Source organism: Halopseudomonas sp. Lyrl_26 (assembly GCF_051948695.1).
Lineage (GTDB): Bacteria > Pseudomonadota > Gammaproteobacteria > Pseudomonadales > Pseudomonadaceae > Halopseudomonas > Halopseudomonas formosensis.
The window spans coordinates 284,557-304,666 of the sequence record NZ_JAYJLH010000001.1 but is presented as its reverse complement, the minus strand read 5'-3'; the positions used below and the strand labels follow the sequence as shown (position 1 = coordinate 304,666).

Here is a 20,110-nt window from a genome sequence, read left to right as displayed (position 1 = left end):
AAATGTCACCACATCCCACCCTCACCCTTCAACCTGCTTAAGACTGGCCGTCCCCCGATCATAAACCACCTCCGTAATCGACCCGTCCCGTATACGCTGCACCGCTTCGTCAATCACCTGCAACGGCACCAGAAACCACTCCTTCGGTTTGACCGGGTGGCCGAAGCGATCGTGGATGGTCAGGTCGATCTGGGCGGTGCTGAACAGGCGGTGGAAGATGTTTTCCAGTCGGGTGCGGTTGAGGTTGTGCAGTTTGTAGGTGGCTACTATCTCGACGTCTGCCAGCATATAGGTCGCGTCATGGCTGGCGTTGGCGATGCGGGTTTCGACCTTACCGCCGGTCACGCCGATCTTGTGGATCAGCTCACGGTGCTCGGTCACGTAGGGGTGGTCGGACAGGCTGCGCAGTACGTAGATGGTGCCGCTTTCTATATCGTCCGGCTCCTGGGCGTCGCCGAACAGTGGCCCCAGGTCGATATCGGTTATGCGCCGGCCGGTTTCGTCCTTGTACAGGGCGCGTTCCAGGGAGCGGAGCAGAAGATTGCTTTCCGTGCCGTTATCGTAGATAACGCGCAGCCGGGCATTCGCCTGTCGATTAGGGACTTTAATCGCTTCGCCCATCTCCGCCACATAGGTGATCTGGCCACCCAGAATGAAGTAGTTGCCGATCTCGATGCTGGCATCGCGACCAAAGCGCAGCGCTTTACGAGCGCCGCTTTTCAGCTCGCGTTCAACCTGTTCGAACAGCGGCTGGAAACGCTCGAAGTCTTCACAACGGGTGCGGTCGGCAATCTCTTCCGCCACGCGCTTGGCTGCACTGGAGCGCACATGGCGCAGCACGGTTATGTCATCCGGGTCCGCGGTTTCAGCAGGCGCATCCAGGTCAATGCCCAGTTCGGCCAGCAGCGCGTCTTCATCCAGCTCATCCACATTGATCGAGCTGGTTGCTGTCAGCAGTCCGGGCGTGTCCAGCTCTGCCAGCAGGGTCTGGGCTTCCGGCAACTTGCGTATCTGATCCAGCCGTACCGCATACAGCCGCTCGAAGATATCGCCATCCTCGCCATGTTGGGGAGCGCGGCCATGGGCCTGGTGGAAGCGCAGAATATCCTCGAATCCGGCAATAATGCGTTCCTCACGCGGGGTTCTCTGCTCAACCTTGATCGGCGTGACCTCAACGCCCAGCGCGGCCAGCAGCTCGTCATCATCCATATCAGCCATTACTGGCCTCCTTCTCGGCCTTGGCCTTGGCCTGGGCGCGATAGCGGGCCAGCGCAGCGACCCCTTCGGCCATGCGTTTTTCCCAGGCATCGGAGGAGTTGAGGGAAGGCAGGCGTCCGCGCTCGTTCTTGAACAGCAGGGCACGCTTGGCCAGCTCCCGGGCATCCTCCTCGGGGATGGTGATTTTCTTCCCGGCGATGCTGTCCTGAACCTGACGCAGGGACTTTTCATCCATCGCTCTGGCCAGCACCGCATAGGCCGCCTCGAAGGGGTTGATGCGGTCGATCAGGTCAATGTCCAGATCACGCACATTGACGAAGCGGCGCACCCCGTCGATCAGCGAGGTGCTGCCCAGCGCATCATCACCACTGCCGCCGGCGCTGTTGGTATCAGCCTGACCCAGAGCCAGCTTGGCCTGCTGGGTGATGTTCATCGCCGCCACCGCGTGCTGGCGTATCGCTTCCTGATCCGCTGCGCTCAGCTCCGGATAACGCTCGCGCACAATCTTGCCCATGCGCAGCTGGGTCAGTTCTTCAGGCAGAGTGTTTTCGGTATCGAACAGCCCGCGCTCCAACACCACCCTATCCTGCAGGAAGCTGGTCACCACTTCGTTCAAATCTTCCTTGCAGATGCGCGCTGCCTCCGGAGACTGCGGGGTCGACAGGCCGTTTATCTCCATATGAAACTGTCCGCTGGCCTCATTCACCCCAAAGTTGCTGCGCCCCGGCACATAACCTTGCGGGCCGTAATCGAAACCGTCCTTCGGGCCGCTGTCCTTGGGGGTGAACTCATAGCGCGGCGCCAGCACCTGCTCCATCAGCAGGCTGGCGGAGATGGCCTTGAGCATATCGTTGACCGCTTCGGAGACCGCGCTCTGATCAGCGGCGGGCTCGGCAATCAGGTTGGTGAAGCGCGCCCGCTCCTTGCCTTCGGCATCACGGGTGGCACGACCGATGATCTGCACAATCTCGGTCAGACTGCTGCGATAGCCGATGGTCAGCGCATGTTCGCACCAGATCCAGTCAAACCCTTCCTTGGCCATGCCCAGCGCGATGATCACATCCACATGGTCGCGGTTGTTCTTCTGCGCCGGGTCTTTCAATGCCGTCAGCACCCGGGAGCGCCGGGCGTGATCAGTGTCGTCCACCAGATCAGCCACCTTCAGCACACGCCCATCGGCCGCCTGAATCAGATGAAAGCCGGTGTCCGGATCAAGCCCCTTCCACTCGCCCAGCGTATGCATGATCTCGTTTACTTCGCGCTCCTTGTCCTTGAGGCTTTCCCGGGCGTTGACGCTGGGTATGTGCACTATGGTTTTCAAGGCCGGATCCAGCACCTTGGCCACCGCATTGACGTAGCGCCCGGTGTAGAAGAAGTAACCGATATCCAGCGACTTGAGCCAGCGGTAACCATTGAGCTGCTCGTAATAGGTGTAGGTCACCGTCTCGAACCGGGCCTCATCCGTCGGGCTCAACACCGCCTCGCTGTCGCCACGGAAATAGGAGCCGGTCATCGCCACGATATGCACCTTGTCCCGACCAATCAGCTCGCCCAGCTGACTGCCGAGCTTGTTATCCGGGTTGCTGGACACGTGATGAAACTCATCGACAGCGATCAGCCGATTATCGAACGCTTCGATCCCCAGCTCATCCACGGCAAAGCGGAAAGTGGCATGGGTGCAGACCAGTATGCGATCGGAGCTGGCCAGAAACTGGCGCACCGCATCCACCTTGGACTTGGCGACGCGGGGCTCGTCCACACCCGGCGCATTGCACAGGTTCCACTGCGGGGCTACCTCCCAGTCCCAATGAAAGCCGAACTCACTCAGCGGCTCATCGGCAAAGCTGCTGCCAATCGAGCGCTCCGGCACCACGATAATCGCCTGTTGCAGCCCCTGGTTATGCAGCTTGTCCAGCGCGATAAACATCAGCGCCCGGGACTTGCCCGATGCCGGCGGCGACTTGATCAGCAGGTACTGCTCACCGCGCTTAGCATAGGCCCGCTCCTGCATGGTACGCATGCCCAGCTCATTGGACTTGCTGGACGCACCGGTGTGCGCCGTGGTGATGGAAACCGCCGGCACTGTGTAGCTGTTGGTGGAGTTGGTCATGTAGCGATACCTTTCAGGGCTTCTTGCCCGCTCCCGGGGTGTTCAGTTCAAGGACAATTGTGCAAGCCTTCTTGCACAAATTCAGCATCCGGCCAGGCTTCAGCATACCCGCTTGGCGAGGTCGTCAGGCTTACGGCTTTTTCACTCACGCCTTGCTCCTCCGAGTGCCCTTGGTTACGGGCTTGGCTTGCTCGGCGGCGGTCATCTTGGTGTAGAGATCAAACAGCTTTTCCAGCCGCTCGGTATCGTTCCTGAAGCGGCGACCGATATAGATGCGCTCCAGCACCTCATCGTTATGATCGTGGGCGGCGCGCAGGTTATCCGGCATCTTCTCGGGGTCATAGAGATCGGCGATGGTCGCGGGGAAATGCGCTTCCCGGGCCAGCAGGATGTTCTCGGCGCAAGCGGTCAGGTCGGCCTTGTTCTGCTCGGTGAGGAAGGGAACGGGGAAGGTGTTCCAGCCGAGGGTGTTGGAGTAACGGAGTCGTGTTTCCAGCTTGCCGCAAACGGTGCTGATCCAGACCAGGTGCAGACGTGAGGCGATAATGGCCATGTTCCAGAGGGGGGCGTCGTATAAGGCGAAGGCCAGATTGGAAACAATAGTGTCCGCTGCCTCATAACCGCATGGTAAAAACTCACGAGACTCAGAAGAGACACTTGGGACAACTATGGTGTGCATTTCACCAAAATATGCTCTCTGAAACTGATGAGGTTTGTCCGCTAAATCACGCGCGGTTTTACCACCATTAAGACGTAACTTTCTAACGTTATGTATACGCTGAGAAATAACTGGAATAGCCTGTGCTTCCGGTAGGTGCTGGTCCTCAATCCACAAGCAATACCGTTCCAATCCGCGAATGAGCTCGGCTGACCCAAGTATGCGCCGAACGAATCGAGCTTGCTGCTCAAGTGTCAAACCCAAAGCATCACGCTCTTCGCGCGACAACAATAAGTAGCCACCATCTATCGGCGTGTTGCCAAAAGTCATCTCCGCTTGTCTGCTTATAGGCTGGGAAGCTCTATTCACAATAATGTCTTTTCCCGCCACCAAATATGCGTTGATGTGATCGCATTTTCGTTCAACAACTTCGCCAAGCGAATCGAGCGAAAACAAACGGCGAGGAGTTCGAGGCTTCAAGCTAAAACCTATGACGGATACAGTAACTCCCGCATTATACGCAGCAAGATTAGCCCATTTGAAGCTTGTATGCGCAAATTCAATTCTGCACCCAGCATTAAAAATCTCTGGCCAGAGAACCGAAGCTTGTACACCCTGACAAATAGAGTTTGTAGAAACAAAAGCAACAGTCGCTGGTGTATGCGTGCAATAATCTGAAGCCTTTATAAACCAACCAGCCACATAATCCAGAGACTTCCAGTTCTTGATACGCTTATCGAACAATGCTCGTAATTCTTCCTTTTGCTCTTCCGTCTGACCTCTACTACCCAGATACGGTGGATTCCCACAAATATAGGTCTCTCCACCCTCGTTCTCAAAATCAATTTCACTCTGATCCGTCGGCGTACTGAACAGATCATCCCCCGTCACCTTAACACTGGTGCCAGTAGGCGGACAGATACTCAACCAATCCAGCCGCAGGGCGTTACCGCAGATAATCCAGTTCTCCTTGGACAGCGGCAGAAACTCCTGCAAGGCATCCTGCTGCCCCCGATACAGCACGTCACACTGGTACTCCGCAATGATCAGCGCCAGCCGGGCGATTTCCGCCGGGAAGTTGTTCAGCTCGATACCCCGGAAATTGGTCAGCGGAATCTGCGACTTCAGGTTGGCCTCACCACGACGCTCGTTGATAACCGCCTCGATCTCGCGCATCTGCTTGTAGGCAATCACCAGAAAGTTGCCCGACCCGCAGGCCGGATCGAATACACGGATACGGGCCATGCGCTTGCGCAGGTTCAGCAGCTTGGTTCTGTTCTGGCCTGCCGCCTCCAACTGCTCGCGCAGGTCATCCAGAAACAGCGGATTCAGCACCTTGAGAATATTGGGCACGCTGGTGTAGTGCATACCCAAGGCGCCGCGCTCTTCCTCATCGGCCACCGCCTGGATCATGCTGCCGAAAATATCCGGGTTTATCTGCTTCCAGTTCAGGTTGCCCGCGTGTACCAGATAGGTGCGCGCCATGCGGGTGAAACGGGGCACCTCGGTATCGCCGGAAAACAACCCACCGTTCACATAGGGGAAACGGCTGGCCCAGGTTGGCAGCCGCGGCTGCACAGCATCACGCTCATCCATCGGGATATTCATGGCGCGGAAGATTTCCGCCAGCACCTGATGGGTATTGCTGCCGTCGCGCTCACTGAACTGATCCACCGCCTGGGTAAAGATGCCCTCCCCATGGAAGATATCGGTATCTTCAGCAAAGAAGCAGAAAATCAATCGCGCCATGAAATGGTTCATGTCAGCACGACGTTCTTCTGACGCCCACTCCGGGTTCTCGTCCAGCAGCTCAACGTACAACTTGTTCAGGCGACTGGTCGCCCGCACATCAATGGGGTTGTCCTTGATCTCCTTGATCGTGGAGATACCCGCCAGTGGCAGCAGGAAACCAAAATGGTTGGGGAAATCCGCGTAGTCGCAGGCAATGGTCTCCCCCGTGCCCAACTCCTCCGCCTCCAACCACTCGCCATCAGTAGCAAGAATGAACCTGACCTTACCCTTGGCGGTGGCCGGACTGCTGCGCAGCGCAGCAAGCGTCTCCCCCACCTGCCCTGCTTCGCAGACAGCAATATGAATATTATTGCGCTGCAAAACCCCGCCCGGCAGATCCGAAATATTACTATTCCCCGCCCGCAACCGCTTGAGGGCCGTGGGCTTGTTACCGAAAGCAGCCAGAAACTGGAACGGAAACTCCGCTGCATCAAAAGGCAGCAAGGCCAGATCGGAAATAGCTGATTCAATTTCTACTGCGTTCATCGTGTTTCGGTGTCACTGTTCGGGTCGGTCGGGGGAGAGGCAGCCGCTGGGCGCAGGGCGTGGGTTGGCTGCCTTTTTTCTAGGTGTATAGGTTAACCGCTAAGCTGCTGGCAGTCTTGTGGAGATCCCGGATGCTTGCTCAACCCTGCTCTGCAGCGGATCAGAGCCCTTCCATCAAACGGGGCAGTATCTCTCCTGCCCTGCCGACCAGTGACAGCTCGCGCTCGGAGCTGACGGCTATCGGGTCCGGATTCACGTGCACCACGACGGCTCCCTGCTCCAACGCCAGCTGCGGCAGCTGGGCAGCGGGATAGACGGCTCCGGAGGTACCTACCGAGAGCAGCAGGTCGCACTTCTGAACCTCCGGCCAGGCGCTCTGCCAGGCCTGTTCCGGCAGGGACTCACCAAACCAGACCACACCCGGGCGGGCCGGGCCATCGCAGTCCTCGCAGCGCGGCGGTGCCATGCGCTGGCCGTCACCCAGTTGATCCAGATCCGCCAGCGGGATCTGCATCGGTCGGGCGCAATCATGGCAGCGTGGGCTCTGGATGCTGCCATGCAGATGCAGTACCCGGGTGCTGCCGGCGCGCTCATGCAAGTCATCGACGTTCTGGGTGACCACGCAGACCTGGGGTACATGCCGCTCCAGCTGCGCTATGGCGGTATGGCCGGGGTTAGGTTGTACCTGCCCTACCCGGGCCCGTCGCCACTCGTACCAGCCCCAGACCAGTTCGGGGTCGGCCAGGAAGGCTTCGGGGGTTGCCAGGCGCTGGGGATCGAAGCGGGCCCAGAGGCCGGTCAGGTCATCACGGAAGGTGGGTATGCCGCTTTCAGCGGAAACGCCGGCGCCGGTAAAGACGACCACTCGCTGGGCGCGGCTCAGGTGGTCTATGGCAGTTTGCAGTTGTGTGGGCATAGTGTTTGTTCAGGAATATTTTGGGCCTCAAACCCCAGCTTCAGAGTTTAAGGGCTCAGCCAGTTCATCTGCGTGGGCACCGCGAGAGTCGAGTCCTTTCAGCAAATCAGCTTCCGAAAATGGAAGATGGAGCTTCCGTACTTTTTGCGGTGCAGCTTCGATCATGATCTTTCCAGACTTCACACCAATTTTTATGGGGCTGGATATCTCAAGATTGGCTTGCGCCAAGATCCTGCGGGGAAGGCGCACGGCCGCGCTATTACCCCAGCGTTTGATTTCAGTTTGCATGATGGAGTCCTCCTCGTCCCAACCGGTGTAGATACACATTAACATTGGTCGCACCAATAATCCTTGCCTCGGGAGCCCAGCCTGCCGGGCCAGCGGTGGCGCTTGGCTTGATTGTCACTACACTGATAGCAAGCTGTAACGAAGCCCCCGGTGCTTTCTGTCATCGCTCATCGGAGATAATAATGAAAAGCCTGTTCCGTGATCCGCTTTCTCGCCCCGTATCCGCCGCCTGCCTGCTCTGGGCAGCACTGGCCCTGTGTGCTGTCGGCAGCGCAAGTGCCGCCGACCAACCCGCCGCCAATACGCCGCCGCCCTTGTCGCTACAGACCGCCAACGCAGATGAAGGCTTTGCCCTGGCGGTGAAGCTGTCGCAAAAGGCGGTGGGCACCGTGCAGCCGGATGTGGAGGTGCGTAAGCAGTTGCGTGCGGTGTACGCCAATAACCCGGACAGCCTGATTGCCGTTTCGCAGGTGGTGGCCATCCACTTTCAGACTATCGCGGCGGCGAATGATTACTGGCGTGAGTGATGGGCTGCATCTGAAAAGCAAAAAAAAGGGCCGACAACAAGTGTCGGCCCTTGAAAATTGGTGGAGCTACGCGGGATCGAACCGCGGACCTCTTGCATGCCATGCAAGCGCTCTCCCAGCTGAGCTATAGCCCCAATGGTCTTTCGACCCCGACACCGAAGTGTCGGTAAAAAGTGGCGTCCCCTAGGGGACTCGAACCCCTGTTACCGCCGTGAAAGGGCGGTGTCCTAGGCCACTAGACGAAGGGGACGCAAACCCTTCTCGAAACGACTGCTGGTATCGTTTCTTCACCAGATATGCAGTAAAGCATACCGGCTAGTGTAAAACAGGTCACCGCCAGGCGATGACCAAAAAATTGGTGGAGCTACGCGGGATCGAACCGCGGACCTCTTGCATGCCATGCAAGCGCTCTCCCAGCTGAGCTATAGCCCCGTCGTTCTGGACGGGGCGCATATTAGGGCGCCCACCAACTTCTGTCAACAAATAAATTCAATAAAACAGCGACTTAAGGGCAAAGGGCCGATTTTCCGCGGCCTGCGGGCCAGAGCGGTTCCGGCGGCCGGCGCTCCGGCGGCGCAGGCACGAATGGCCCTATACCCCTCCGAACCTAGATCAGCTTCTCCCAGGCCTTGACCTCCTTCTTCGAGGCGCCGCCGAGCAGCTCCAGGGCCTGACGCAGGCGATAGCGGGTCAGATCCGGTCCGAGGTGGGCCATGGCGTCCAGCACCGAGACCGAACTGGCCTGCCCGGTGATGGCAACAAACAGCAGCGGCATCAGATCGCGCAGCTTCAGCTCCAGCACCTCGGCCACCTGCTGGATGTTGGCAGTAATGCCGTCCTTGTCCCACTGGCGCAGGGCCTCGAGCTTCCACAGCAGCAGCTGCAGCGCCTTGCGCACCTCGTCCTGGGACAGCTTCTTGTGGGCGAACTGCTCGATCTGCAGCTCGACCCGACCGGTCAGGAAGAAGCCGGCCAGGGGCACCAGTTCACTGAAGGTTTCCACCCGGCTCTGCACCAGGGGTACCAGCGGGCGCAGGTAGTCGCTGTTCAGCGCCCATGTCTGCACCGCGTCGACAAAGTCCTGCTCCGACAGATCTCGGATCCACTGGCCGTTCAACCAGGCCAGCTTCTCCACGTCGAAGATCGGCCCGCCGAGCGATACCCGCTGGATGTCGAAGTGCTCGACCATCTCGCTCAGGGAGAACTTCTCGCGCTCATCGGGCATGGACCAGCCCATGCGCCCCAGATAGTTGAGCAGCGCCTGGGGCAGATAGCCCATGCGCTGGTAGAAAATGATGCTGGTCGGGTTCTTGCGCTTGGACAGCTTGCTCTTGTCCGGGTTGCGCAGCAGCGGCATGTGACACAACTGCGGCATGTCCCAGCCGAAATAGCGGTACAGCAGGATGTGCTTGGGTGCGGAGTTGATCCACTCCTCGCCGCGCAGTACGTGGGTGATCTGCATCAGGTGGTCGTCAACCACGTTGGCCAGGTGGTAGGTGGGCAGACCGTCGGCCTTCATCAGCACCTGCATGTCCACCTGCTCCCAGGGAATCTCGATCTCCCCGCGCAGCATGTCATTGACCACGCAGACACCGTGCTCGGGCACCTTCATGCGCACCACGTGGGGCTCGCCGGCGGCGACCCGGCGGTTCACCTCGTCTTCGCCCAGATGCAGGCAGTGACCGTCGTAGCCCGGGGTCTGCTTGTTGGCCATCTGCTCGGCGCGCAGCTGATCCAGACGCTCGGCAGTGCAGAAGCAGCGGAAGGCGTGGCCCTTGCTGATCAGCAGCTCGCTGTGTTCCCGGTAGATCTCGCTGCGCTCGCTCTGCCGATAGGGGCCATGGGGACCGCCAACATCCGGGCCCTCGTCCCAATCCAGCCCCAGCCAGCGCAGGGAGTCGAGGATCTGCTTTTCCGATTCGGCGCTGGAGCGCACCTGGTCGGTGTCCTCGATACGCAGGATGAACTGACCGCCGTGCTGGCGAGCGAAGCACTGGTTGAACAGGGCGATGTAGGCGGTGCCTACGTGGGGGTCTCCGGTCGGCGACGGAGCAATACGGGTACGCACGGTCATGGAATATCTCGATAACGACGGCCTGGAAGGCCGAATGGGTAATTCAGGTGGTCGGCAATTTTACCAGCGGATCATCGGTGGTCTCTACCCTGTCCTTGACCCGCTGCTCCAGCTTCTCCAGAAGATAGTCGATAAAGGTCTTGACCTTCATCGACTGGAAGCGACGGGAGGGGTAAAGGGCATAGAGCTGGGTGGATGGCAGCACGCAGTCTGCCAGCACCCGGCACAGCCTTCCCTCTTCCACCAGCGGCTGGGCGATGAAGGACGGCACGTTGATGATTCCGCCGCCGGCTGCGGCCGCCTCCCGGGCGAAGGTGATGTTGTTCACCGTAACCGCATGGGGTACCGGAACGTTCACGCAGGGTTCGACAAACTGCCACTTGCGGCCCTCGTCGATCAGGGTCTGGATGCAGCGATGACGGCTCAGATCCTCCGGCCGCTTCGGCTCGCCGAACTCCGCCAGATAGGCAGGACTGGCGAACAGCTGTCGCGGACTGAGCAGCAGCGGCCGCGCCACCAGGCTGGAATCCTGGGGCCGCCCCAGCTGGATGGCGATATCCACGCCCTCCTCCACCGGGTCGATATGGCGGCTGGTAAGCTCCACATCCACCTGCAGGTTGGGATAGCGGCCCACGAACTCGCCAACCACGGCACCGAGCAGCAGCTGGCCGAATTCGATGGTCGAGGTGATCCGCAGCAATCCGGTGGGTTCGCTCTGCAGCTGCATGATCGCCTCTTCGGCTTCGGCGAATTCCTGCATGATCTGCCGGCAGCGCTCGTAATAGGCCTCCCCCACCTCGGTCAGCCGCAGCTTGCGGGTGGTCCGGTTGAGCAGGCGCACACCAAGCCGCTCCTCCAGCTGCGCTATGCGGCGACTGACCGTGGACTTCTGCATGCCCAGCATCAGCGCGGCATTGGTAAAACTGTGGCATTCCACCACTCGGGTAAAGATCAGGGCGTCGTCCAGTCCCACGTCACTGTTCCTGTGATGCAACAAAGTTTCCAGATTCTAGCGCCGATAGGAGACGGGGGAACAGTGGTAGAGTGCAGAACAGGGTACCGCATGAAAAGAATAATCAGGGAAAACCACAATGCCGGCACGTGTTCGCCAACGACTGTTCCTCTTTCTGTTCCTGGTAGCCGTGGTGGCTGCCGCCCTGTTCGCCCATTGGTGGCTGGTCGGCCGCCATTACCAGAGCACCGACAACGCCTATGTTCAGGGTGATATCACCCGTATCTCAAGCCAGCTGGCTGCCCAGGTCACCGAGGTGCTGGTAACCGACAACCAGAGCGTGACCGCCGGCGAGTTGCTGGTGCGCCTGGATGACCGCGACTTCACTACCCTGCTGGCCCGCGCCCGCGCCAATCTGGCCACCCGCCGGGCCGAGCATCAGCAGGCCCGCGCGCAGCTCGCCCGTCAGGACAGCGTGATCGAAGCTGCCAGAGCGGCTCTGCAGGCACGCCAGGCCGAACAGCGGCGGATCGAGCTGGATATCCAGCGCATATTGCCCCTGCGCCAGTCCGGTTACGCCTCCGAAGAGCAACTGAGCAACTTCCGCGCCCAGCTGGATGTGGCCAAGGCCCAGGTCCGCGGTGCCCAGGCCGAGCTGCAGAGCCAGATACTCGGCAAGGACACCCTCAGCGCGGATATCGAGCGCCTGGCAGCCCTGGTCCAGGCAGCGGAAAGCGACGTCGCCGCCGCCGAGATCGACCTCTCCCGCACCGAGATTCGCGCCCCGGTGGCAGGCCGGGTCGGACAGCGTAGCGTCCGCCCGGGGCAGAACGTGCAGCCCGGCGCGCATCTGCTGTCCCTGGTACCGGACAGGGACCTGTGGGTCCAGGCCAATTTCAAGGAAACCCAGATCAAGCGCATGCACAAGGGCCAGCGCGCCACCCTGATCTTCGACGCCTTCGACGATCAGCCGGTAGAGGGTTACATCGACAGCCTGTTCCCGGCCTCCGGTGCCCAGTTCAGCCTGTTGCCGCCGGACAATGCCACCGGCAACTTCACCAAGGTGGTACAGCGCATTCCGATCAAGGTAGTGCTGGCCGACGAGCATCCGCTGGCACAGTTGATCCGTCCCGGCATGTCCGTCAGCGTGAAGGTCGATCTGCGTGACTGACACCCTGGCCCCCGGCTATATACCGCCACCCACGAGGCGAGACTGGATTGCCATCCTCAGCGCCATCCTCGGCGCCTTCATGGCGATTCTGGACATCCAGATCATCAACTCCTCGCTGAAGGATATCCAGGGCGCATTGTCGGCCACCATCGAGGAAGGCTCCTGGATATCCACCTCCTATCTGGTCGCGGAGATCATCATCATTCCGCTGGCGGCCTGGCTGGCCATGGTGCTGTCACCACGGCGTTTTGCGGTCAGCATCTCGGTGCTCTTTGTCATCGCCTCCCTGCTCTGCTCCATGGCCTGGAGCCTGCAGAGCATGATCGTGTTTCGGGTGCTGCAGGGACTGGCCGGAGGCGCCCTTATCCCCTTCGCCTTCTCCCTGGTGCTGACCAAGCTGCCGCTGGACATACGCCCCAAGGGCATGGCGCTGTTCGCCATCACCGCCACCTTCGCCCCCTCCATCGGCCCCACCATCGGCGGCTGGCTGACCGAGAACTTCGGCTGGGAATGGATCTTCTACATCAACGTGGTCCCCGGCGCACTCATGACCCTGGGGCTGCTCTACGGGCTGGACCGCAGCCCCCCGCGCTGGGAGCTGCTTCGCAAGGGGGACTACGCCGGCATAGTCACCATGGCGGTCGGTCTCGGCTGCCTGCAGGTTTTTCTCGAGGAAGGCCATCGGGAGGATTGGCTGGAATCAAGCTACATAGTCGCCCTCGGCAGTATCGCGCTGATCAGTCTGGTGTGCTTCGTCATCCTGCAACTGTCCAGGGACAACCACCTGGTCAACCTGCGGCTGCTGACTGAGCGAAACTTCCTGCTCGGCAGTCTGGCCAATATAGGCCTGGGTGTCGGTCTCTATGGCACTGTATTCGTGCTGCCGGTCTATCTGGCCCAGATCCAGGGCTACAACGCCCTGCAGATCGGTCAGGTCATCATGTGGCTGGGCCTGCCGCAGCTGCTGCTGATCCCGCTGGTGCCAGTCCTGATGCGGCACATCCCGCCACGTTTCATCTGCGCGGCAGGCTTCGTACTGTTCGGTGCCGGCAGCTTCCTCAGCGGCTCTCTGAACCCGGACTTTGCCGGGGATCAGTTCATCGCCATCCAGATCCTGCGCGCCATGGGGCAGCCGCTGGTGCTGGTGCCCATGTCGATCATTGCCACCGCCATGATTCCGCCGTCCCAGGCCGGCTCCGCCTCCAGTCTCTACAACATCCTGCGCAACCTGGGGGGCGCCATGGGCATCGCCATGCTGGCCACGGTGCTGGACAGCCGTGCAGCCTACTATTTCGATATCCTGCGCAGCCATGTGACCCCGGCCAACCCCGCCGCTGCCGAGCGCCTGGCGCTGCTCACCGACCACCTGGGCAGCGCGGAGTCGGCACTGCGCCTGCTGGATGGTCAGGTCCGCCAACAGGCCCAGATCATGGCCTACAACGACGCCTTCCACGCTATCGCCATCATGCTCGGCTTTTCCATGCTGTGCATCATCATGACCCGCGGCCTGCCCAAGGCCGCACGCTGACCAGGCTCCGGGGACGGGGCTTGTGCGCGACATTCCCGGCAGGCTTGCCCTGCACTCGCCTCTGGCGCTGCCGTGCGCCCCGCGGTAGCATGCATGCAATGTAAAAAATAACGAACGAGGTGCGTTGCATGCGTCACACACCCTATCCACATTCCTATTACGCCGCCTCGGCCAGCCCTGCTCCGAAGCGCCCTGCCCTGCAGGGTGCCCATGAAACCGACGTCTGCGTGATCGGAGCGGGCTACACCGGCATCTCGACCGCGTTGTTCCTGCTGGAGCAGGGTTTTCGGGTAACAGTGCTGGAGGCGGCCAGCGTGGGTTTCGGGGCGTCCGGGCGCAACGGCGGGCAGATAGTCAACAGCTACAGCCGCGATCTGGACGTAGTGGAGAAGCAGGTAGGGCCAAGGCAGGCGCGCCTGCTGGGGGAAATGGCCTTCGAAGGCGGGCAGATAATCCGCGACCGGGTGCGCCGCTACGCCATCGATTGCGACCTCAAGGACGGCGGGGTGTTTGCCGCCGTGAACCACCGTCAGCTCAAGGCGCTGGAGGAGCAGCAGGCGCTCTGGCGGCGCTACGGCTACGACAGGGTCGAGTTGCTGGACGCGTCGGGAATACGCGGAGTGGTCAATACCGACCTCTATGTCGGCGGTTCGCTGGACATGGGCGGCGGTCATATCCACCCCCTGAATCTGGTGCTGGGCGAGGCAGCCGCGGTGGAATCCCTTGGCGGCATCATTCACGAGCAGTCGGCTGTCGTGCGCGTGCAGCCTGGCGAGCGCCCTGTTGCATATACCGAACACGGGCAGGTCACTGCCCGCTTCCTGGTCGTGGCCGGCAATGCCTATCTGGGTGACCTGCTGCCACCGCTGGCAGCCAAGTCCATGCCCTGCGGCACCCAGGTGGTGGCCACCGAGCCCCTCGGCGAGGAGCTGGCCCGCTCCCTGCTGCCCCAGGACTACTGCGTGGAGGACTGCAACTATCTGCTGGACTACTATCGGCTGTCCGCCGACAGGCGGCTGATCTTCGGCGGCGGCGTGGTCTACGGTGCCCGTGATCCAGCGGATATCGAGGCACTGGTACGGCCGAATATGGTGCGCACCTTCCCGCAGCTGCGGGATGTGCAGATTGACTATGCGTGGACCGGCAACTTCCTGCTGACCCTGTCACGGCTGCCGCAGATGGGCCGCCTGGGCAGCAATATCTACTATTCCCAGGGCTGCAGCGGGCACGGAGTAACCTTTACCCACGTGGCCGGCAAGGTACTGGCAGAAGCCATCCGCGGCCAGGCTGAACGTTTCGATGCCTTTGCCGCCCTGCCACATTATCCCTTCCCCGGTGGGCGCCTGCTGCGCGTGCCCTTCACTGCCCTGGGCGCCTGGTACTACCAGCTGCGCGACAGACTCGGATGGTGATTGGAACCGCCTCGGTCAATGTGTGGTCATAGGGATGTCACCGTCGTGGACACAACAACATCAATTCGACTCAGGAGTACCACCATGAACCATACATCCGCCGTACGGCGCTACCTGTCCGTTTTCATGGCCGCGCTATTCATGTTCACCAGCATGGTGAGCCTGCACGCCCAGGCAAGCCAGGCGGCGATGACATCGACCCACGAGGTGATTGCCGAGCAGCAGCTCAGCGTCGACCGCGACCAGCTCAAGGCCATGCTTGACGACCAGGCCGTGCAGGACAAGCTGGCCAGCATGGGGGTATCTCCCGAGCAGGTCGAACAGCGAATCAACAGTCTGACCGCCGACGAGCTCGCCTACTTCAATGCCCAGCTCGACGAAGCACCTGCCGGTGCCGGTATTCTCGGTGTGATCGTGCTGTTCCTGGTGATCTTCATCATCACCGACATGCTCTGCGCCACCAACATCTTCCGCTTCGTGAACTGCATCAACCGCTAAGTGCTGAGGATTCTCAAACCCCTCGCCCTGCTCGGCCTGACGGTACTGCTGTCTGCCTGCGCAGGGCGCTCACCGATGGTCATGCCTGAGGCGACCGAACTGGCCCATCTGCCCGACCGGATTCTGCTGCAGGATGTCCCCTTCCATGCTCAGGACGCGTACCAGTGCGGTCCCGCGTCCCTGGCCATGGTCCTCAACCACCGTGGCATCGCCGCCAGCCCGGATGAGCTGAAGGACCGTGTCTATCTGCCTGAGCGCAAGGGCACGCTGCAGGTGGAAATGATCTCTGCCGCCCGGGAGAGGGACCTGCTGGTCTACCCGCTGGACAAGGATCTGCAGGCCATCCTGACCGAGCTCGCCGCTGGCAATCCCGTACTGGTGATGCAGAATCTGGCCTTCAACTGGTATCCGCAATGGCACTACGCCGTTGTGGTGGGCTATGACCTGAAAGCCCGCGAGATGCTGGTACACAGCGGCCTCAACAAGGCCCAGCGCGAGCCCTTCCACGTATTCATGCGAACCTGGAGCCGGGCAGACTACTGGGCCCGGGTAATCTTGCCGCCGGGTCAGCTGCCGGCCACAGCCCGTCCCCTGACCTATCTCAGAGCCGCCAGTGATCTGGAGCAGACCGGTCGCCTGCACAGCGCCGAAGCGGCCTATCGCAGCGCCGTGGAGCAGTGGCCTGACCAGCCCACCGCCCGCTTCGGTCTGGGCAACACGCTCTGGGCCGCGGACAAGCGCCCCGCTGCGCTGGAGCAGTTCCAGCAACTGGTCAACGACTTCCCCGACTTCCAGCCCGGCTGGAACAATCTGGCAACCGGCCTGGAGCTCAGCGGGTGTGCATCAGCTGCGGCGGCAGCAAGGCAGTGCAGCCAGCAGGTGCCGAAGCCCGACACCTGCGCCCACCTCAGCTGCACGCCTGACGGGCAGTAATCGCGGCGGGCTAGGCTCGACCGGTAAGCCTGGCGACCAGCTGATGTTCCTCCGGCAGCAGGCTGCTCACGCTGCTGCGTGAGGTCAGCCGGCTGAGCAGGGAGGACAGACCCGGCCAGCGCATCTCGTCGATCAGCTCACCGGCATGGGCCAGATTGATCAGCTGACTGCACACGGCAATGTCCGCCATGCTCAGCTGCTCACCGAGGAAGTAGTGCTGATCGCCCAGCTGTGCTTCCAGATAGTCGAACAGCGCCGGCAACTGCTCGAGGGCCGCCGCCACGGCAGTTTCATCACATTGCCCGCCCATCACCGGCTTGAGAATGCGATTGATGTAGATCACCTGGGTGGCGAGCCGCCCCAGCTCATAGTCGGCATACTTTTCCAGCCAGCGCACCCGGGCCGCCTGCTCCGGTGATGAGCCGAACAGCGGCTTGCCACCCCGGGTTTCCTGCAGGTACTGGGCGATCACCGAGGAGTCGGCCAGCCCCAGCTCTCCATCCTTCAGCGCAGGGATCCGGCCCAGCGGACTGATATCGAAGAACCAGTCCGGCTGGTTGAAGGGTGTCTGGGGTACCAGTTCATGTTCGATCTGCTGTTCCGCGAGCTGGATACGGATCTTGCGTACGTACGGCGACAGGATGGCGCCGTAAAGGGTCAGGGACATCGGAGGGCTCCGTCAGTGGATTTCAGTCATCGTACAGGGCTTTCTTGCGCCACGCCTGATCATCCTCCTCCAGCGCCTGCACCCCTTCACTCAGGGCCGTACCCGGCGCTGCCCGCTCCATCTGGGCAGCCGCCTGCTCGGCCTGAATGAGCAGATGACGGAAGACGGCCAGTTGATCGGCTGGGGCGTTCGCGCCCTGCTTGCTCAGATAGGCGACCGCTCTCTCATATTGCAGCTTGGCCACCCGTGGTTTGCCGGCCTGCATGGCGGCCTCGGCCAGGGCACGGAGCATGTTGAGGGTCACCTCGGTGCGCTGCCGGCGGATCTTCTGCGACCAGCGAAGCAGCGTTCCATCATCGATCAGTCCATCCTGGCGAGCCAGCTCCAGAACACGCAGCAGCTCGCCCAGCTGCTGGCGTACTTTCTGCGCCGCCGTCTCATCGCTGATGTTCATCTCGGGGTTGCCTGCCGAGGCACCTGCGCCGGCCAGCTGTTCACGCACCTTGGCCAGCCTGCCAGCGGCTTCGTGACGCGGATCGTGACTGAGCAGACGCTCCAGCAGCGCGGCTTCCACTGTCAGCAGCAGTTTCTTCAGGTCGGGGCTCATGAATTGCCCGGGCAGTGCGGCATTGATCCCGTTGCAGTGATTCCACCGTGCATGCAGCTCCGCCACCGCCCGGGCCTTCTCGAGACGGGCGCGCTCCACCGCCTGGCTGAAGAAGCCGATGGCGATGACGATGGCCAGGCCGCCGACAACCAGGGCGACAATCAGCGTGGTAGACAAAATCTCTCTCCATCGACGGGGGTGGATATCGTTATGCCACAGTCGGCAGGGCAACTCAATCGAAGACAGATCCGCTTGAGCATGGCGACAATGAAGCGTAACGGCAAGGCTGTCCGGGGATCCCGAGGCCCCGGAAAATATCCTTCCGGGCCGCCAGCCCAGAGAATTCGCGGAAATCGAAAAAAACCTGAAAAAATATTGGCTTGAGGGGTTGACGCCCCCTCGGGCCATGCCTAAAATGCGCGCCACTTGCAGCGAACAACGCACAGCGAAGAACGCCGCAGGTAGCCAGGGTTAACACCTCGGCACTGTGAAGTCCGGATACGTCCCCTTCGTCTAGTGGCCTAGGACACCGCCCTTTCACGGCGGTAACAGGGGTTCGAGTCCCCTAGGGGACGCCACTTCGGCGTCAGATTTGCGGGAATAGCTCAGTTGGTAGAGCACAACCTTGCCAAGGTTGGGGTCGCGAGTTCGAGTCTCGTTTCCCGCTCCAGATCATCTTCAGGCAGCCCTGCTGTACTGAAGAACAGAAAAGAGCCTCAGGGCTCTTTTTTTGTGCCTGCGCTTTGCCGGTATTGGCAACAAGGCTCACTGCCGCTGGACGAGCTGGTGCTCGCCCCTCCCGGGAGCCCCCTTTTTTCGGCGACGCCAAGCGCCAGCAGAAACGTCGAGTACCGGCAGGAACGAGCACCAGCTCGATGAAACGGGGCGAGCCTGCTCATCCCGCCCAACGCCTAGTACAACTCCAGCACCTGATCCTGCAGCGGCACCGTGGCGTCCCAGCCCAGCTCGCGGATGATGCGCTCGCGCAGTGCTTCGGAGGCCTCCGGCTCGCCATGCACTATGAATACCCGCCGCGGTGGACGCTGGAAGCCGGACAGCCAGCGCATCAGTTCATCACTGTCAGCATGGGCCGAGAGCATGGGCAGCTCGGTGACCTCGGCGTTGACCGGCATCCAGTGTCCGTAGATCTTCACCTCCCGGGCGCCTTCCAGCAGCTTGCGACCACGGGTACCGGCGGCCTGGAAGCCGGAGAACAGCAGGGTATTGCGGTGGTCGCCGCCGAAGGCGGCAATGTGGTGCAGTACCCGGCCGCCGGTGGCCATGCCGCTGGCGGAGATGATCACCTTGGGGTAGCGGTTGGCCGACAGCGCCTTGGATTCCTCCACGTCACGGATGTAGTTCACCGCTCCGCAGGCTGCCGCACACTCGTCGGCGGTGAGCTTGTGATCGACATTGTGCCGGCACAGCAGCTCGGTGGCGCTGGTCGCCATGGGGCTGTCGAGGTAGATGGGGACATTCTTCAGCCGCCCCGCCTGCTTCAGGCGCCACAACTGGTAGATGAGACTCTGCGCCCGGCCCACGGCAAAGGCTGGAATGACCACGGTGCCGCCTCGGGACACGGTTCGCTCGATCACCTGGGCCAGGGCCTCCTGCGGGTCGGCGTTGTCATGCCGGCGGTTGCCGTAGGTGGACTCAACCACGATATAGTCCGCCTCGGTCACCGGCTCGGGGTCATGCATGACTGGATCGTGGTAGCGCCCCAGATCCCCTGAGAACACTATCCGCTTGCCGGCGATTTCGATCTGCACGGTCGCCGCGCCGAGGATATGCCCGGCCCGGCGCATCAGCATCCGGGCATTGCCGGGCAGCTCGATTTCCTTGTGCCAGGCGACGGTGCGGAACTGCCGCATGGTCCGTTCGGCATCCACCACCCGGTACAGCGGCAGTGCCGGCTTGTGCTTGGTAAAACCCTTGCGGTTGGCAAACTCGGCGTCCTTTTCCTGCAGCCAGGCGCTGTCAAGCAGGATCAGCTCGGCCACATCCCGGGTGGCCCTGCTGGCATAGATTTCGCCCTCGAAGCCATCCAGCAGCAGCCTGGGCAGGTAGCCACAGTGGTCCAGGTGGGCGTGGGTGAGCACCACCGCATCGACGCTGTGGGGGTTGATCGGCAGGCGTCGCCAGTTCAGCTCACGCAGGTTCTTCAGCCCCTGGAACAGGCCGCAATCGATCATGATGCGGGTGTCATCGTGGGTCAGCAGGTGTTTCGAGCCGGTTACGGTTCCGGCGCCACCAAGACAGGTCAGTGTCAGCATC

The 20,110-nt window shown here is 61.4% G+C and carries 16 protein-coding genes and 5 tRNA genes; 8 read left to right on the top strand and 13 right to left on the bottom strand.

The features are described from left to right. Positions 1–21 precede the first annotated feature (21 nt). From VF673_RS01530 to VF673_RS01510, 5 genes are all read right to left on the bottom strand, one after another. Positions 22–1,218, bottom strand: a complete 1,197-nt coding sequence (locus VF673_RS01530; RefSeq protein WP_440290634.1) for a GIY-YIG nuclease family protein — start codon at positions 1,216–1,218, stop codon at positions 22–24. After that, positions 1,211–3,328: a DEAD/DEAH box helicase gene (locus VF673_RS01525; RefSeq protein ID WP_440290633.1), complete on the bottom strand. Its 2,118-nt coding sequence runs from the start codon at positions 3,326–3,328 to the stop codon at positions 1,211–1,213. Before VF673_RS01525 ends, VF673_RS01530 begins: the two co-directional genes overlap by 8 nt. A gap of 145 nt (positions 3,329–3,473) precedes the next feature. Continuing rightward, positions 3,474–6,263 (bottom strand): class I SAM-dependent DNA methyltransferase, encoded by a 2,790-nt coding sequence (locus tag VF673_RS01520; protein WP_440290632.1) that lies wholly within the window; start codon positions 6,261–6,263, stop codon positions 3,474–3,476. A 160-nt stretch (positions 6,264–6,423) separates the two neighbouring features. Continuing rightward, entirely contained in the window at positions 6,424–7,179 is a 756-nt protein-coding gene (locus VF673_RS01515; protein ID WP_440290631.1) for an SIR2 family NAD-dependent protein deacylase, read from the bottom strand. Between the two features lie 27 nt (positions 7,180–7,206). Next, a complete protein-coding gene (locus tag VF673_RS01510; protein WP_440290630.1) occupies positions 7,207–7,467 on the bottom strand; it encodes an AbrB/MazE/SpoVT family DNA-binding domain-containing protein in 261 nt (86 codons plus the stop codon). Positions 7,468–7,649: 182 nt separating this feature from the next. Here VF673_RS01510 and VF673_RS01505 point away from each other — a divergent pair, with 182 nt between their 5' ends. Continuing rightward, on the top strand, positions 7,650–7,994 hold the full coding sequence (locus VF673_RS01505; RefSeq protein WP_440290629.1) for a hexameric tyrosine-coordinated heme protein: 345 nt from the start codon (positions 7,650–7,652) through the stop codon (positions 7,992–7,994). Positions 7,995–8,052: 58 nt separating this feature from the next. Here the strand turns inward: VF673_RS01505 and VF673_RS01500 are convergent. From VF673_RS01500 to VF673_RS01480, 5 genes are all read right to left on the bottom strand, one after another. Further along, positions 8,053–8,128 (bottom strand) — tRNA-Ala (locus VF673_RS01500). A 40-nt stretch (positions 8,129–8,168) separates the two neighbouring features. Continuing rightward, positions 8,169–8,244 (bottom strand) — tRNA-Glu (locus VF673_RS01495). 106 nt (positions 8,245–8,350) lie between these two features. Then, a tRNA-Ala gene (locus VF673_RS01490) sits at positions 8,351–8,426 on the bottom strand. A gap of 175 nt (positions 8,427–8,601) precedes the next feature. After that, the gene (gene gltX, locus VF673_RS01485) at positions 8,602–10,068 is read right to left on the bottom strand and encodes a glutamate--tRNA ligase (RefSeq protein WP_440290628.1); all 1,467 of its coding nucleotides are present in this window, start codon (positions 10,066–10,068) and stop codon (positions 8,602–8,604) included. 43 nt (positions 10,069–10,111) lie between these two features. Next, positions 10,112–11,041, bottom strand: coding sequence for a LysR family transcriptional regulator (locus tag VF673_RS01480; RefSeq protein ID WP_090538456.1), 930 nt, complete (start codon positions 11,039–11,041; stop codon positions 10,112–10,114). A gap of 118 nt (positions 11,042–11,159) precedes the next feature. Here VF673_RS01480 and VF673_RS01475 point away from each other — a divergent pair, with 118 nt between their 5' ends. From VF673_RS01475 to VF673_RS01455, 5 genes are all read left to right on the top strand, one after another. Beyond that, positions 11,160–12,191 carry an HlyD family secretion protein gene (locus VF673_RS01475; RefSeq protein ID WP_090538455.1) on the top strand — a complete coding sequence of 344 codons (1,032 nt, stop codon included), beginning with the start codon at positions 11,160–11,162 and terminating at the stop codon, positions 12,189–12,191. Continuing rightward, positions 12,184–13,719, top strand: coding sequence for a DHA2 family efflux MFS transporter permease subunit (locus tag VF673_RS01470; protein ID WP_440290627.1), 1,536 nt, complete (start codon positions 12,184–12,186; stop codon positions 13,717–13,719). The genes VF673_RS01475 and VF673_RS01470 overlap by 8 nt, the downstream gene beginning before the upstream one ends. Before the next feature lie 128 nt (positions 13,720–13,847). Beyond that, entirely contained in the window at positions 13,848–15,131 is a 1,284-nt protein-coding gene (locus tag VF673_RS01465) for an NAD(P)/FAD-dependent oxidoreductase (protein WP_440290626.1), read from the top strand. Positions 15,132–15,257: 126 nt separating this feature from the next. Next, positions 15,258–15,629 (top strand): PA2779 family protein, encoded by a 372-nt coding sequence (locus VF673_RS01460; RefSeq protein ID WP_440290884.1) that lies wholly within the window; start codon positions 15,258–15,260, stop codon positions 15,627–15,629. After that, positions 15,630–16,562 carry a PA2778 family cysteine peptidase gene (locus VF673_RS01455; protein ID WP_440290625.1) on the top strand — a complete coding sequence of 311 codons (933 nt, stop codon included), beginning with the start codon at positions 15,630–15,632 and terminating at the stop codon, positions 16,560–16,562. Between the two features lie 10 nt (positions 16,563–16,572). Here the strand turns inward: VF673_RS01455 and VF673_RS01450 are convergent, their stop codons facing one another. Beyond that, positions 16,573–17,229, bottom strand: coding sequence for a glutathione S-transferase family protein (locus tag VF673_RS01450; protein ID WP_090538451.1), 657 nt, complete (start codon positions 17,227–17,229; stop codon positions 16,573–16,575). Between the two features lie 22 nt (positions 17,230–17,251). Continuing rightward, the gene (locus VF673_RS01445) at positions 17,252–18,013 is read right to left on the bottom strand and encodes a hypothetical protein (RefSeq protein WP_090538450.1); all 762 of its coding nucleotides are present in this window, start codon (positions 18,011–18,013) and stop codon (positions 17,252–17,254) included. Between the two features lie 325 nt (positions 18,014–18,338). On the opposite strand from VF673_RS01445, the gene VF673_RS01440 reads away from it, so the two are divergent. After that, positions 18,339–18,414: transfer RNA gene (locus VF673_RS01440), tRNA-Glu, on the top strand. A 16-nt stretch (positions 18,415–18,430) separates the two neighbouring features. Continuing rightward, positions 18,431–18,506 (top strand) — tRNA-Gly (locus VF673_RS01435). 241 nt (positions 18,507–18,747) lie between these two features. Here the strand turns inward: VF673_RS01435 and VF673_RS01430 are convergent. Beyond that, positions 18,748–20,106 (bottom strand): MBL fold metallo-hydrolase RNA specificity domain-containing protein, encoded by a 1,359-nt coding sequence (locus VF673_RS01430; protein WP_440290883.1) that lies wholly within the window; start codon positions 20,104–20,106, stop codon positions 18,748–18,750. Positions 20,107–20,110 lie beyond the last annotated feature (4 nt).